This window comes from Haloprofundus marisrubri (assembly GCF_001469955.1).
Lineage (GTDB): Archaea > Halobacteriota > Halobacteria > Halobacteriales > Haloferacaceae > Haloprofundus > Haloprofundus marisrubri.
This window is the reverse complement of sequence record NZ_LOPU01000017.1, coordinates 94,019-106,738: the sequence shown is the minus strand read 5'-3', so window position 1 is coordinate 106,738 and position 12,720 is coordinate 94,019. Positions and strand designations below refer to the sequence as shown.

Genomic DNA, 12,720 nt, shown 5'->3' with positions numbered 1-12,720 from the left:
CTCACATAACGATACCGACGGAGTAGTTCCGAAAAACGCCCAAAAGCGCCGAAAGGGCCGAAAGGGCCGAACTACGCGCCGACGCCTTCGTTGTCGATGAGTCGCCACGCGCCGGAGCCAGTCGTCTCGACGAAGCCGCGGCGTTCCATCTCGTCCATCACTTCGGGCAGACGGTCCGGTTGCGCGATTTCCATCCCGATGGGGTCGACGTCGTGGAACTCGTCGAGGTAGTGGCGTACGTCTTCGAGTTCGAACGTCTCCTCGTCGGCTTTCACCATCACGCCCGAGATGAGGTCGACCATGTCCTCGATGAAGTTCCACGGGTACACTATCCACGCCCACTCTTCGAGACGCTCGCCGACGTAGTCCGGTTCGAACTCGCTGGTCTGCAGCAGTTGCAGCGTCGCCGTGCGGACCTCGTTGGCGTTGCGGTCGCGGACGTACTCGTCGGCGCGTTTGATGGAGCCGCCGGTGTCGGCGATGTCGTCGATGATGAGGACGTTCTTGCCTTCGACGCTGCCTTCCGGCATCGGGTAGCGGACCTCGGGTTCGCCCGACTTCTGGGCGGTGCCGACGTAGTGTTCCATCTTCAGACTCGTCAGGTCGTCGAGTCCGAGGAAGTCACAGAGACACCGACCCGCGAACCAGCCACCGCGGGCGAGGGCGACGACGACGTCCGGTTCGAACTCCGAGCGTTTCACCTCGTCACTCACGTCGCGGCAGAGACCGTAGATGTACTCCCAGTTGCTGATAGTGCACTTGAACTCGTCGGGGAGGTCGCTCATTTCCGACTGTGATTCGACCACGCCCGCACATAAGGGTTTACAGGCAGTCTCGTCGGTGTGTTCGGCCCCCAGCGACCCGACAGCGGCGGCGTCTCGGCGTCGATGTCTGGTCGGAGTCCGTTCGGAACTCGTCGAGGCGCTGTGGCCGCAAGATTTTAGCACTTGGTAATATCACTGGGTAGTATGACGGAGTTCACCGGATTCTCCGCGGCCGGAGAGGCGGAAGTGACCCGCGCGATAGCCAGCGAGTGGAGCGACGAGTTCCTCAACCACACCGAAAGCGACGTCATCGTCGTCGGCGGCGGTCCGTCCGGACTGATGGCTGCGAAAGAACTCGCAGAGCGAGGCGTGAAGACGACCGTCGTCGAGAAGAACAACTACCTCGGCGGCGGCTTCTGGCTGGGCGGCTTTCTGATGAACACGGTCACCGTCCGCGACCCCGCACAGACGGTACTCGACGAGTTGGGTGTCCCCTACGAAGAAACTGAGGAGGCGGAGGGGCTGTACACCGCGAAAGGGCCGCACGCCTGTTCGGCGCTCATTTCGGCTGCTTGCGACGCCGGAGCGCGGATGCAGAACATGACCGAGTTCACCGACATCGTCGTCCGCGAGGGCCACCGCGTCGCGGGCATCGTGATGAACTGGACGCCAGTCCACGCGCTCCCGCGCGAACTCACCTGCGTAGACCCCGTCGCCGTCGAATCCGACCTCGTCGTCGACGCCACCGGCCACGAAGCCGTCGTCGTCTCGAAACTCCAGGAGCGGGGCGTCCTCGACGCACCGGGTATCGAACACGCCCGCGAACACAACGTCGGTATGGACCAAACAGGCGAAGGCGAGTACGGCGCACCCGGTCACGACTCGCCGGGTCACGACTCGATGTGGGTCGCCGAGAGCGAAGACCAGGTCGTCGAGAAAACCGGCGTCGTCCACGATGGCCTCGTCGCCACCGGGTTGGCGACGGCGACGACGCACAAACTCCCCCGGATGGGGCCGACGTTCGGCGCGATGCTGCTGTCGGGCAAGCGTGCCGCACAGGTCGCACTGGAGGAACTCGGCGTCGACGCCGCGCCGGTCGAGATGGTTCCCGAACGGGCGACGCCCGCCGACGATTGAACCGAGCGCCACCAGTAGCAGCGTTGGCCGGACCGACTACCGCCCGTACCCGTCCGGCGAGATGCCAACCAAGCCGGCGCTCACGTCCCAGAGTCTGCGACGAGTCGTCTCGTCGCCGACCGACGACGCCGACCGGATTTCTTCGCTGTCGACGTACACCCCAGTCGATTCGCCGAAGTCGGTGTCGAGCGCCGCCGCGAGGATACTGTCGGTCCCCTCGTCGAGCGAGCGTGTGAAGCCGACGGGGAGACGCGAGAAGGCGGCGAGCAGCACGCGATTGCGAAGCGTCGACTCGCGGGCGAGGTTCGTCTCGGGAACGAACCCCGGGTTCACGGCCGTCGCGGTCACGCTCTCTCCGTTCAGACGCTCGGAGAGTTCGGCGGTGAACAGCACGTTGGCGAGTTTCGACCGAGCGTAGGCGTCCATCGTGTCGTAGTTCTCCTCGAAAAAGAGGTCCGAGAAATCCATCTCACCGCGTTCGAGCAGGCCGGACGAGACGGTGACGATGCGGGACGAAGCGCCCGCAGTGAGCAACGAAAGCAACTCGTGAGTCAAAAGAAACGGCGCGAGATGGTTGACCGCGAGGGTAAACTCGATACCGTCTTCGGTCAGTCGACGGGACGACGAGAAGACGCCCGCACCGTTGACGAGCAAGTCGAGTCGGTCGTGACGGGCGCGGAACTCGGCGGCGAGTTCGCGGACGACTGATTGAGAAGCGAGGTCGGCGCGGTAAAACTCGACTCGACCGTCGGTTCGCTCGCGGAGGTCGGCGGCGACGCGGCGGCCGCGTTTTCGGTTTCGCCCGACGATAGCGACGGATGCGTTTCGGTCGGCGAGTCGACGGGCGACCGCCGCGCCGAGGCCGCTGGTTCCACCGGTGACGAGGGCGGTGCGCTCCGAGAGACGGTCGTCCGGGAGGTCCATACTGTCGTCTCGTCGGGACACGTGAAATAGCTCCTCGCCGCCGGCAAGTTCATTCGTTCGACGACGAAACGGTGTGGTATGAGCGACGAACCGGTGTTCCGTGAGGTACAGCGATTCCGCCAGCGGTGGCTCTGGTTGCTCCTCGGGGGCGTGTTCGCGTTTTCGCTGCTGCTCGGCCCCGTCTCGATAGTCGGCTTCGCAGTCTCCGCCGCCGTCGGCGCACTGTTGTACAGCGCCCGACTGGAGACGGAAGTCAGAGACGACGGCGTGTACGTCAGGTTCGTTCCGTTCCACCGCTCGCCGCGTCGAATCGGGTGGGAGGAGATGACCTCGGCGGAGGCGACCGAGTACAGCCCAATCGGCGAGTTCGGCGGGTGGGGACTCCGGTGGCGGCCCGGTTCGGTCGCCTACTCCGTCAGCGGCACCGAGGCCGTCCGTATCGAGCGACCCGACGAGAAGACGGTCGTCGTCGGCTCACAGCGCGCCTCGGAGTTCGCTGCCGCCATCGAACGCGCGCGTCGTCAGTAGAAAGGGGAGAAAAGAGAGTCAGCGAACCGTACCCGCACCGAGGCGGGCAAATCCGAGCGCGTGTGTCGAGTACGTCGCGTCGACACACCGTTTTCGAAGTGCTCGCTGGGCGGCGACGACCCGCCGGTCGAGCAGTTCGGTCGCCGCGCTGAGGTCCGCCGGACGCTTCGAGGGCATCCCGGCGAGCACGAGGCCGTGAAACAAGGCGTTCAACGGACGGCCCGCAGGCCGGGTACTGCGAGCTAAATCCAGCAGCGCGAGACGCCCGCCGGGGCCGACGAGGTCCGCCCAGTCGTCGACGACGGCCGCGGGGTCGGCGAGCATGCCGGAGACGAACGAGGCGACGACGGCGTCCGTGTGCTCGACTGGCGGCTGGGTCGCGTCGCCGCGGACGACGTGGACGTTCTCCCACTTCTCTCGGACGACTCTGTCGCGGGCGACGGCGAGCATCCCCGGCGAGAAGTCGACGCCGACGACAGTGCCCGAATCACCGACTCGCTCGCGGAGATACGCGAAGTTCGCACCTGTACCGCAACCCATCTCGACGACGGTGTCACCCGCCTGCGGGTCGAGCGCCGCCGCGGTTCGCTCGCGGAGTGTCGAGACTCCGGGACCGTACGTCGCCAGCGCGTCGTACAGTCGCGCCCAGCGAGTGTAGAACTCTTGGGCGGTCGTGACGCCGGTCGTACTGGTCTCCGCGTCGCCGCCATCGCCAGCGTCCGCGTCACGGTCGGTCATCGCAACAGTTCTCGAACCGCGTTGGCTACGGTCGGTGCATTCGGGCCGAGGACGTACGTGATGGGTTCGATACCGTAGCTTCCCGACTGGTACAGGACGAACGTCTCGTCCAACTTCCTCCCTTCGAGGGCGGCGACGACGGCGTCGGTCGGCGCGTCGGGGTCGAACTCGACGGTCTGATAGCCCGCCGCTTCGAGCGACGCGACGATGTCGGAGTCGTAACGGACGTTGACCGCGGCGCGAACCGGAGCGCCCGCCTCTCGCGCCGACAGGAGAACCGACGCGACGTGGCCGCTCGCGCCGAATTCGGGGTCGCCCGCGACGGTGGCGCGACCTTTCACGTCGAAGATGCGGCCGGGGACGGCGGCGACGTCCTCTATCTCCTCGGCGTCGGGCAGACACTCCGCGAGGTTCGACCCGACGTGCGGGATGAGTCCCGAGAAGCCGCTGGCGTTCGTCAGCGTCCGCAGGCCGCGCCGGACAGACGAGAGCACTCGTTCGGTGGCTCTGAGCGCGCTGTCGGGGTCGTGGACGTCGAAACCGCCCTCGAACTCCGCGAGTTCCGGCATCGCCTCCTCGTGGAGGTCCGAAAGCAGGTCGCCGTCTTCGAGGTGACGGATGAGTACCTCGGCTTCGACGAGCGCCTGCAGTTGGCTCATCTCGCCGGTCGACAGTCCTTCGGCGACGCGTTCGACGAGTTCGCGGACCCGCTCGTCGGCTTCGACGGCCTCGTTGCGCGCGACCCGGCCGTGGGCGTACTTCGAGACGGCGCTCTGGCTGACGCCGAGCGCTTCGGCGACTTCCTGCTGGGTGAACTCTTTGTCCCTGAGTTCCGCGGCGAGCATCGACCGGAACGTCGGGAGAAACTCCTCGACGACGACCTCTTCGACGAACTTCATCGGTCCCTTTCGAACTCGGGGTCGTCACCCAATCTGGACGCCTGCGGGCCGCGCTGGCCCTGATATTTCGACCCGCGTTCGACGCCGTACGGGCGTTCGGCGCGCGTCTTCAACTCGGTGAAGATGAGTTGCGAGACCCGCATCCCGGGTGAGAGCGCGACCGGTGCGGTGCCGAGGTTCGACAGTTCGAGCGTTATCTGTCCTTCGTAACCGGGGTCGACGATACCGGCGGTCGCGTGGATGACGATAGCGAGACGACCGAGCGAGGAGCGGCCCTCGACGGTGGCGATGAGGTCCGGCGGAATCTCGACGCGCTCTTTCGTCGTGCCGAGGACGAAGTCACCCGGATGAAGGATGAACTCGTCGCCCTCGTCGACGTGGGTTTCGGAGACGTACTGGCCGATTTCCTCCTCGCGGTTGGGGTGGATACAGGAGATGTTCGTCCGCTGGAACTCCAGAAACTCCTCGCCGAGTCTGAGGTCGATGCTCGCCGGTTGCACTTGCATGTCGATGTCGTCCAGCGGGTCGACGACGAGGTCACCGACCTCCAGTCGTTCGAGAAGGTCCACGTCCGAGAGTATCATACTGGGGTGGGCGCGTGCCACCACGTAAAATCTCCCGGTCGACTCGCTTCTTCTGACTCTGCTCGACTCCCGGTCGGGTGACGATTCCCAGTCGGTCAACCGACGACTTCCAATCGCTCAGCCGACGACTCCCAAGAGAAACACGACGAGGGCGACGAGTCCGGCGACGCCGCGGGCCACGTCGCTGTCGAGGCCACGGGCGTGTTCGAGACCGGCGCGCCAGACGAACAGTTGCCATCCGGCGACGAGGAGGCCGACGCCGATGGCGAGCGGTAAGTCGAGAAACGACTGCAGTCCCTGCACCTGCTGGAGCAGTGCTTCCGGATTCTGCGAAAACGTCGTCTCGCGGATGACGCGCATCGCCGCGAGGAGTCCGACGGCCGATTCGACGAGCATCGGGACGCCACCCCACGCGGTGACGGCCAGCGTGTCGCCGAAGGTGCCGCTGTCGCCGCCGCGGGAGAGAACGTGGAGGAGTCCACCGACGACGACCCACCCGACGAGCGTCGAGAGGAACACCACAGGAAGCAGACCGACGAATCGGTCCCAGAGTTCGTCGCCGAGGTTCAGTTGCCGCGTTTCGGACTGCCCGCATCCGGGCCAGTCGTCGCCGTTCTGTTCGCAGACCCACTCCGGTGGGCGGTTCTCGTTTTCGACGGTGACAGTCGTGTCTATCGCTTGGCTGAACTGCCAGCCGACGGCTCCGATAGCCGCCGTCGTCAACAGCGAGACGACGAGCGCAATCGTCAGCGCGCGTCCGAAACTGAGTCCGGGTGCGCGCTCTCGGAAATACTCGTCGGGGTGGAGGAGGGGTGTACGGGGCATCGTCAGCGCCGATTCGACGAAGCGGCATAGCTCTTGTCCAAAGAAACGATACTTTATCCGAGAAACACGACGAGCGTCGCCACCGCGGCGAGCGCCGAGACACCGGCGGCGATGGGCGTCTCCGCGTGATGGACGTGGCGCATCCCGCCGAAGCAGACGTACGCCTGCCAGACCGCGCCGACGAGAACGGCGACGAGACCGACGATTCCAACGACGGCGAACGTCGACTGGGCGGTTCCCGGCGTCGCCGGAATCGTTCGGTAGAGAACCAGCGGTGCGAGCGGACCGACGACGAACGGCACCGACAGCGGCACGAGCGTCCACCCGACGAGCGCGAGCGACGCGCGGAATCCGCCGTCGCCGTCGCCCCAGCGGACGAACAGGTGGACGACGAGCGTGACGAGAAGCCAGAAGCCGAGCACCCCGACGAGCAGCAGTGGCAGTTGTGTGAGCGTTGCGACGAGCGCGCCGACGAGACCGCCACGAGCGGCGCCGAGTGCGACGAGCGAGACGAACGTCGCCAGTAAACTCAGTAGCACGAGCGAAACGACGGCGATGGCCGCAGTCCGAAGCGACGGTGAACCCGTCCGCTCGAAGTACGAACCCGGGGAGAGTAACGGTGTCCGAGCCATGTGGTCGGCTACGTGCGCGGCCACTAAGCATGCACCGTCACTGAACTGCGAGGTGGGTTCGAGATGACTTCGACCTTCCATTTACAGGCAGAATCACTTCCGAACCGCGTCAGAGACACACGGTGATGAAGCTATTCGACCGCGACGTCACCGTCGAACGACAACGCATCGGGTGGTGGCTGTTCGTCCTCACACTCGCTGCCGTCGTCGGCTACGTGCTGTACTCGTTCGTCGGGATGGTCGTCCTCGGCGTCGCCGCCTACTACGGGACGCGGCCGCTCAGTCGACGACTGGAGGAAGTCGTCGGGTCGAATCGCGTCGCCGCCGCGGTGACGCTTCTGGGTATCTTGGTGCCCGTCCTGTTGCTCGTCGTCTACGCCGGGGTCCAGTTCGTTCACTCCGTAGAGCTGTTCGTCGGAACGGCCGAAGCACAGCGCTACCGGCAGGTGCTGACGCAGTGGCTCGGCGTCGGAGCGCTCGCAGACGTGCAGTTTCAGCAACTCGCCCAGCAGCTACAGCGTCCGGGCGGCGCACTCGGGCAGTACCGCGACGTGGTGCGCTCGGCGTTGCAACTCGGCACGAACGTCGTGACCGCGCTCACCGGCGGTCTGCTGCTGGTCGGCCTGTCGTTGACACTCGCGTACTATCTCCTCCGGTTCGACGACCGACTCGCGGCCGTCTTCGAGCGAGTCGTCGGCGACGAGGGGTCGGCCGCGCACGCCTACGCGACCGCCGTCGACCGCGACCTCCAGAGCGTCTTCTTCGGCAACCTCGCGTTCATCGTCATCATGTCCGTCGTCGCTGCCGTCGTCTACTACGGCGCAGCCCTCGTCTCGCCGCCGTCGCTGTCCGTTCCGATGCCGCTGGTGCTCGCAGTACTGACCGGCGTGTCGAGCATCATCCCGGTCGTCGTCGGGAAGGTCGTGTACGTCCCGCTCGTGCTGTATCTGGCCGCGCAAGCGCTCCGCGCGGACGCAGCGGTGCTGTGGTTTCCCGCGGCGTTGCTGGCCGTCTCCGTCGTCGTTCTCGACCTCCTCCCACAGGCGTTCGTTCAGCCGTACGTCTCGGGGCAACGGCTCACCATGGGTTTGTTACTGTTCGCGTATCTGCTCGGCCCGATGCTGTTCGGCTGGTACGGGTTCTTCCTCCTCCCGCTGGTGACCGTACTCGTCGTCCAAGCCGTCCGTCTCGTACTGGCCGAACTCGTCCGGGGTGAACCGCTAACCCCGTGGGTGTCCGCACCGCTGGAGGTCGGGTCCGACCCGGCCATCGCACGTGGAGGCGGCGAGCAATCGAGGGACGACCAGAGCGGGGCCGGAAGCGGGGCGGGGGCGGCAGCGAGCAGAGCGAGTAAGCGGAGGGACGTCGAGTGAGCAGCGAACCGCCGAGTGAACAGAGATTTACCCCACCAGTGGGGACGGGAGGTATGAAGCAGGTCATCGTCGCCCGGACCGACATCGGGATGGGCCGCGGGAAACTGGCCGCGCAGGTCGCCCACGCGTCGTTGTCGGCGTACGAGGACGCCGACTCGCGGACGCGAAAGAAGTGGAAAGGCGAGGGTCAGAAGAAAGTCGTCGTCAAAGCGCAAGGCGAAAAAGAACTGTTCCGCCTCGCGGACCTCGCAGAGCGTGAGGGCTTGCCGAACGCTATCATCCGCGACGCCGGGCACACCCAGTTGGACCCGGGAACGGTGACGGCGCTCGCTATCGGTCCCGGGCAGGAGAACCTCGTCGACAAAGTGACCGGCGACCTCTCGCTGTACTGAGGGCCCCGTTTTCGCTCTCAGACCATCTCTTCTGCGGTGTCGACGCCGACGACCACACCCACGAAATCGTCCGCCGGTTCCACGCCCTCGGTCGACGAGTCGAACAGCAGTCTCGCTTGCTCGTCGTGGGTCCGGCGGGCCGCTGCGAGCAGTTTTTCGTCGAGGCCGAACGACACGACGAACGAGTCCCACGCCGCCTCGTCGACGAGGTACGCGCGGCGGCCGTCGACGGTGACGTGGTCGTACTCGCTTTCGAACTCGGAGTGTTTGCCGAGCAGTTCGGCGTCGACGACGGTGAGCGCGTCCGTCAACTCGTCGAGGGCGACGTCGGTCGTCTCGACGGTTCGCTCGACGACGCGGTCGTCGAACGGCAGGTCCCGCGTCTCGGCTTCGTTGGTGTGGTCGGACATCGTACTCGGGTCGATAGACGCCCGCGAGTCGTTTCGTCGTTGTGGCTCGCTCGGGAGTACGGAACTACAGCGCTTTTACCTGCGCCGCCGGAACCGACGGCCAATGAGTGATTCGACGGCGACAGCAGCAGTGCCGCGTCCGACGACGGACCGGAGGTCGAGTTGATGCGCGAGGCCCACCCCATCGAACGCGAAGTCGGTATGGAGTACTACGTGAGCGACGCCGACGGCATCGGCGGCGAACTGCGTGTCGAACCGGAGGATTTCCGCGTCCGCGAACTGGAGGCGTTCGACGCCGCGCCCGTCGACGCCGACCCCGGCGCGTACGCGAATCTCGTCGTCCGCGCGACGCTGCGCGGGTGGGACACCAACGACTTCGCCGCCCGCCTCTCCGACGCCCTCGGCGTCAGCCGCGAGCGCATCTCGTGGGCCGGAACGAAGGACAAACACGCCGTCACGACCCAGTTGTTCACGGTTCGTGGCGGCGACCCCGACGACCTCCCGGACGTGCGCGACGCCGACGTGGAGGTCGTCGGCCGCGCCGGCCGCGACATCTCCTTCGGCGATTTGGCGGGCAACGCGTTCGGGATTCGGGTTCGGAACGCCCAGAATGCAGAAAACGTCGACGAAATAACCGAGCAGTTGCGCGCGTTCGGCGGTGTCGAGAGCAACGGGAACGACGAGAAAGGAGATAGCGACGACGCGCCCGTCGTCGGCGTTCCGAACTACTTCGGCCAGCAACGGTTCGGCAGTCGCCGCCCGGTAACCCACGTCGTCGGCCTCCACGTCGTCCGCGGCGAGTGGCGTGAAGCGGTGCTGTCGTACGTCGGCAACCCCCACGAGAACGAACCCGAGGAGACCCAAGAGGCCAGAACTCTCGTCGACAAGGAGGCCAAAAGCGCCGACCCCGACTGGCACCGCGCGCTCGACCGGATGCCCGGCTACCTCCGCTACGAGCGGTCGATGCTGCACGGACTCGACGAAGATGGGGCAGAGACGGCCGACGACTGGCGACACGCGCTCGAAGCGGTCCCGTCGAATCTTCAGAGATTGTTCGTCAACGCCGCGCAGTCGTACGTGTTCAATCGAATCCTCTCCGAGCGCCTTCGCCGCGGTCTCCCGTTCCACAAGCCGGTCGAAGGCGACGTGGCGTGTTTCGCCGACCGAGACGCGCCCGAGGACCTGTTCCGCCCGGACACCGACCGCCTGCAGGAGGTGACGGACCGCCGCGTCGATATCGTGGGCAAACACTGCGAACGCGGGCGGGCGTTCGTCACCGCACCGCTCGTGGGCACCGAGACGGAACTGGGCGAGGGCGAACCGGGCGAGATAGAACGCGAGATTCTTTCGGAACTGGACCTCGAACAGCGCGACTTCGACCTCCCGGGCAACTTCGAGTCGACGGGGACACGCCGAGCGATTCTGGTTCGGACACGGATGGATGTCGAGAAAAACCCCCTGAACTTCGAGTTCTCGCTTCCCTCCGGGTCGTACGCGACGGCAGTGATGCGCGAGTACACGAAGTCGGGACCGCTGGACCTCTGAAAATTCTGCCACTACATTCTATTTTCTTTTATGTATCCGATTTCACAAAAAACAGAAACGACACCCACAGACAGTAGGAGAGCCCGAACGATATCGGAACCGGCACCCACTATGCCGTTCAAGACCATGAGAATGCCAAGCAGAACCGAGAGACCTACTTGAGGGACGGTTATTTCGCCGCCTCGGTACGCAATCCAGCAAAAGAGGACAAAAGCCACAAACGCGAATCCGGCGAAGAGTGGGTCCTCTTCTAGATAGCTAAGAACCGAATTTTGTAGGCTCGATACAAACAGGAGTGAGACGAGACAAAATCCCACCCCTGATCCAGCGACGGCTCTTTGCATCGTCTCTGTCTGTATCCGCTTGCTCGAAGTCACGAAAAACACGCCAGCGAACACCACTACTGTGATTCCGACAATTGGACTATGAGTGAAGGACGCCGGCGTAAGTATGAGTGCGACGATTCCACCGAACACGTTTCTCAAACGGATTCTGGGGAACGGTCCCTCCTTCAAATTCATCACTTACTGTGTTTTCACTAGGTTGTCATAGTTGTGTCGTGCGTTCAGGACCTCATCGGTCTGAATTACGAATCCAGCGTTACGAGGTTCGGTTACCGTCCAGTCGCTGGCGAGCGCTGACCCCCCGATAGCGACGCGCCGACGAGCAACAGCGGCGCGCCGAGTACCGCGATGGCGACGGCGTAGATTCCGGCGAGGAACACGGCCAAGAGCGCCATCCCGGCCATCGGGGCAGTGAGCGGCGACCACGACAGCACCGGAAGCGCGAACGCCAGCGTCGCTGTCGCAACGCCGAGTGTTCTCTCTCCTCGACCGACCGCGTACCCTGCCGGAAGGAGCGCGAACACCGGGGCGACGAAGGGGAGACTCGAGAGGAGCGCTGTCGTCACGCCGAACGCGCCGAACAGCGCCGCCCCGCCGATGGCTGCCGCGGCGGCGAGACACGCTACGCCGACCGCCCCCGCGAGTACGGTGCGGAACGTGGCGTGTTTGCGAGCGTCCGTCGCAGACAGGGCGAGTCCCGCGGCAGCGAGGCCGACACCGATGCCGAACACCGGTGCGTCGAATCCGCCGATACCCAACATGGAACCGGAGAGGAGTGGGAACACCACCGCGAGCACACCGACCGCGAGGAGGCCGGTTCCGACGTAGCCTTCGACCTGCTCGAACCGTCCGGTTCGCGTCGAGAGCCACGACACCGCGCCGGCGACGCCCGCGACGAGGGTGGCGAACAGCGCCGTCGGTAGGCCGACGAACACGCCGAAGTTCAGCGCGGCGACCGGACCGAGTTTCTCGGCGACGACGATGGGACTCAGCACTGCTCCGAAGGTACTGTCCTCGGGGACGAACGTGACGAAGTCGCCCTCGTCGGCGTCGGTGAACTCGGTGAGCGTCATCCGCGTTCGGTCTTCCGAGACCGTGGACCCCGAGACGGTCCAGCCGAGACGCATCCCTTCGGGGGCGACGACGGTGAGTTCGTCCGCGCCGAGGCCCGCGAGGTTGCGGTAGCCGTAGCCTTCGGTGAACGCGCCGGAGCGGAGCGTTCCAGCGACCGACTCCTCGGCGAACTCGGACTCGGTGTGGCGCGTGACGAGCGTTCCCGAGTCGGCGATGTTCGAAGAACGTTCGGACGGGTCGCCGGGGACGATAGCCTCGCGCAGCGAGTCGTTCGTTCGGAGTCTCGTCGCCGCCGCGTCCTCGGCGATTCGGTTGCGGACGACCCACGTCGCACTGCCGTTGTCGTGGACGTGAACCGTCACCGTACTTCGCTCGACGGTGAGGTCGAGGCCGTGTTCGGCCGCCGCCGATTCGACGTTCTCGCCGCAGAACCCGCAGAGTTCGCGCGGCGGCGGGCGGGCGTCTGCGGCCGGTGCGGCGAGCGAGGTTGCGATGAGGACGGCACAGAGGAGGGCGACCCACACGGGGCGATTCATGTCACCGACGAGGAT

At 65.5% G+C, this 12,720-nt stretch carries 15 protein-coding genes; 5 read left to right on the top strand and 10 right to left on the bottom strand.

What is annotated here, in order from left to right:
* Positions 1-71 precede the first annotated feature (71 nt).
* Positions 72-785: a phosphoribosyltransferase gene (locus tag AUR64_RS05610; RefSeq protein ID WP_058580990.1), complete on the bottom strand. Its 714-nt coding sequence runs from the start codon at positions 783-785 to the stop codon at positions 72-74.
* Between the two features lie 183 nt (positions 786-968).
* On the opposite strand from AUR64_RS05610, the gene AUR64_RS05605 reads away from it, so the two are divergent.
* Positions 969-1,901: a sulfide-dependent adenosine diphosphate thiazole synthase gene (locus AUR64_RS05605; RefSeq protein WP_058580965.1), complete on the top strand. Its 933-nt coding sequence runs from the start codon at positions 969-971 to the stop codon at positions 1,899-1,901.
* Positions 1,902-1,937: 36 nt separating this feature from the next.
* On the opposite strand, the gene AUR64_RS05600 is transcribed toward AUR64_RS05605, so the two are convergent.
* Complete coding sequence (locus AUR64_RS05600; RefSeq protein ID WP_058580964.1) at positions 1,938-2,825, bottom strand: SDR family NAD(P)-dependent oxidoreductase; 888 nt, start codon at positions 2,823-2,825, stop codon at positions 1,938-1,940.
* Between the two features lie 78 nt (positions 2,826-2,903).
* Here AUR64_RS05600 and AUR64_RS05595 point away from each other — a divergent pair, with 78 nt between their 5' ends.
* Positions 2,904-3,353 (top strand): hypothetical protein, encoded by a 450-nt coding sequence (locus AUR64_RS05595; RefSeq protein WP_058580963.1) that lies wholly within the window; start codon positions 2,904-2,906, stop codon positions 3,351-3,353.
* An 18-nt stretch (positions 3,354-3,371) separates the two neighbouring features.
* Here the strand turns inward: AUR64_RS05595 and AUR64_RS05590 are convergent, their stop codons facing one another.
* The 5 genes from AUR64_RS05590 to AUR64_RS05570 form a co-directional block, all read right to left on the bottom strand.
* Positions 3,372-4,091, bottom strand: coding sequence for a class I SAM-dependent methyltransferase (locus AUR64_RS05590; RefSeq protein WP_082230623.1), 720 nt, complete (start codon positions 4,089-4,091; stop codon positions 3,372-3,374).
* Positions 4,088-4,990 carry a thiamine-phosphate synthase family protein gene (locus AUR64_RS05585; protein WP_058580962.1) on the bottom strand — a complete coding sequence of 301 codons (903 nt, stop codon included), beginning with the start codon at positions 4,988-4,990 and terminating at the stop codon, positions 4,088-4,090. The genes AUR64_RS05590 and AUR64_RS05585 overlap by 4 nt, the downstream gene beginning before the upstream one ends.
* On the bottom strand, positions 4,987-5,574 hold the full coding sequence (dcd, locus tag AUR64_RS05580) for a dCTP deaminase (protein WP_058580961.1): 588 nt from the start codon (positions 5,572-5,574) through the stop codon (positions 4,987-4,989). Before dcd ends, AUR64_RS05585 begins: the two co-directional genes overlap by 4 nt.
* A gap of 117 nt (positions 5,575-5,691) precedes the next feature.
* Complete coding sequence (locus AUR64_RS05575) at positions 5,692-6,399, bottom strand: Yip1 family protein (RefSeq protein WP_058580960.1); 708 nt, start codon at positions 6,397-6,399, stop codon at positions 5,692-5,694.
* A gap of 53 nt (positions 6,400-6,452) precedes the next feature.
* Positions 6,453-7,055: a Yip1 family protein gene (locus AUR64_RS05570; protein WP_162265528.1), complete on the bottom strand. Its 603-nt coding sequence runs from the start codon at positions 7,053-7,055 to the stop codon at positions 6,453-6,455.
* Between the two features lie 101 nt (positions 7,056-7,156).
* Between AUR64_RS05570 and AUR64_RS05565 the strand changes: the two genes are divergently transcribed.
* The gene (locus AUR64_RS05565) at positions 7,157-8,404 is read left to right on the top strand and encodes an AI-2E family transporter (protein WP_058580958.1); all 1,248 of its coding nucleotides are present in this window, start codon (positions 7,157-7,159) and stop codon (positions 8,402-8,404) included.
* 53 nt (positions 8,405-8,457) lie between these two features.
* Positions 8,458-8,796 carry a peptidyl-tRNA hydrolase Pth2 gene (gene pth2, locus AUR64_RS05560; protein WP_058580957.1) on the top strand — a complete coding sequence of 113 codons (339 nt, stop codon included), beginning with the start codon at positions 8,458-8,460 and terminating at the stop codon, positions 8,794-8,796.
* Between the two features lie 17 nt (positions 8,797-8,813).
* Here pth2 and AUR64_RS05555 read toward each other — a convergent pair whose 3' ends face one another.
* A complete protein-coding gene (locus tag AUR64_RS05555; protein ID WP_058580956.1) occupies positions 8,814-9,206 on the bottom strand; it encodes a hypothetical protein in 393 nt (130 codons plus the stop codon).
* A 165-nt stretch (positions 9,207-9,371) separates the two neighbouring features.
* Between AUR64_RS05555 and truD the strand changes: the two genes are divergently transcribed.
* Complete coding sequence (truD, locus tag AUR64_RS05550; protein WP_058580955.1) at positions 9,372-10,751, top strand: tRNA pseudouridine(13) synthase TruD; 1,380 nt, start codon at positions 9,372-9,374, stop codon at positions 10,749-10,751.
* Positions 10,752-10,762: 11 nt separating this feature from the next.
* Here truD and AUR64_RS05545 read toward each other — a convergent pair whose 3' ends face one another.
* Entirely contained in the window at positions 10,763-11,272 is a 510-nt protein-coding gene (locus tag AUR64_RS05545; protein ID WP_058580954.1) for a hypothetical protein, read from the bottom strand.
* 92 nt (positions 11,273-11,364) lie between these two features.
* Entirely contained in the window at positions 11,365-12,705 is a 1,341-nt protein-coding gene (locus tag AUR64_RS05540) for a hypothetical protein (RefSeq protein ID WP_058580953.1), read from the bottom strand.
* Positions 12,706-12,720 lie beyond the last annotated feature (15 nt).

Bases quoted from the DNA above. Each gene is read 5' to 3' on its own strand.
- AUR64_RS05610 (WP_058580990.1), bottom strand. From the start codon at position 785: ATGAGCGACCTCCCCGACGAGTTCAAGTGCACTATCAGCAACTGGGAG.
- AUR64_RS05565 (WP_058580958.1), top strand. From the start codon at position 7,157: ATGAAGCTATTCGACCGCGACGTCACCGTCGAACGACAACGCATCGGG.
- AUR64_RS05595 (WP_058580963.1), top strand. From the start codon at position 2,904: ATGAGCGACGAACCGGTGTTCCGTGAGGTACAGCGATTCCGCCAGCGG.
- AUR64_RS05600 (WP_058580964.1), bottom strand. From the start codon at position 2,825: ATGGACCTCCCGGACGACCGTCTCTCGGAGCGCACCGCCCTCGTCACC.
- pth2 (WP_058580957.1), top strand. From the start codon at position 8,458: ATGAAGCAGGTCATCGTCGCCCGGACCGACATCGGGATGGGCCGCGGG.
- AUR64_RS05545 (WP_058580954.1), bottom strand. From the start codon at position 11,272: ATGAATTTGAAGGAGGGACCGTTCCCCAGAATCCGTTTGAGAAACGTG.
- dcd (WP_058580961.1), bottom strand. From the start codon at position 5,574: ATGATACTCTCGGACGTGGACCTTCTCGAACGACTGGAGGTCGGTGAC.
- truD (WP_058580955.1), top strand. From the start codon at position 9,372: ATGCGCGAGGCCCACCCCATCGAACGCGAAGTCGGTATGGAGTACTAC.
- AUR64_RS05590 (WP_082230623.1), bottom strand. From the start codon at position 4,091: ATGACCGACCGTGACGCGGACGCTGGCGATGGCGGCGACGCGGAGACC.
- AUR64_RS05575 (WP_058580960.1), bottom strand. From the start codon at position 6,399: ATGCCCCGTACACCCCTCCTCCACCCCGACGAGTATTTCCGAGAGCGC.
- AUR64_RS05540 (WP_058580953.1), bottom strand. From the start codon at position 12,705: ATGAATCGCCCCGTGTGGGTCGCCCTCCTCTGTGCCGTCCTCATCGCA.
- AUR64_RS05555 (WP_058580956.1), bottom strand. From the start codon at position 9,206: ATGTCCGACCACACCAACGAAGCCGAGACGCGGGACCTGCCGTTCGAC.
- AUR64_RS05605 (WP_058580965.1), top strand. From the start codon at position 969: ATGACGGAGTTCACCGGATTCTCCGCGGCCGGAGAGGCGGAAGTGACC.
- AUR64_RS05585 (WP_058580962.1), bottom strand. From the start codon at position 4,990: ATGAAGTTCGTCGAAGAGGTCGTCGTCGAGGAGTTTCTCCCGACGTTC.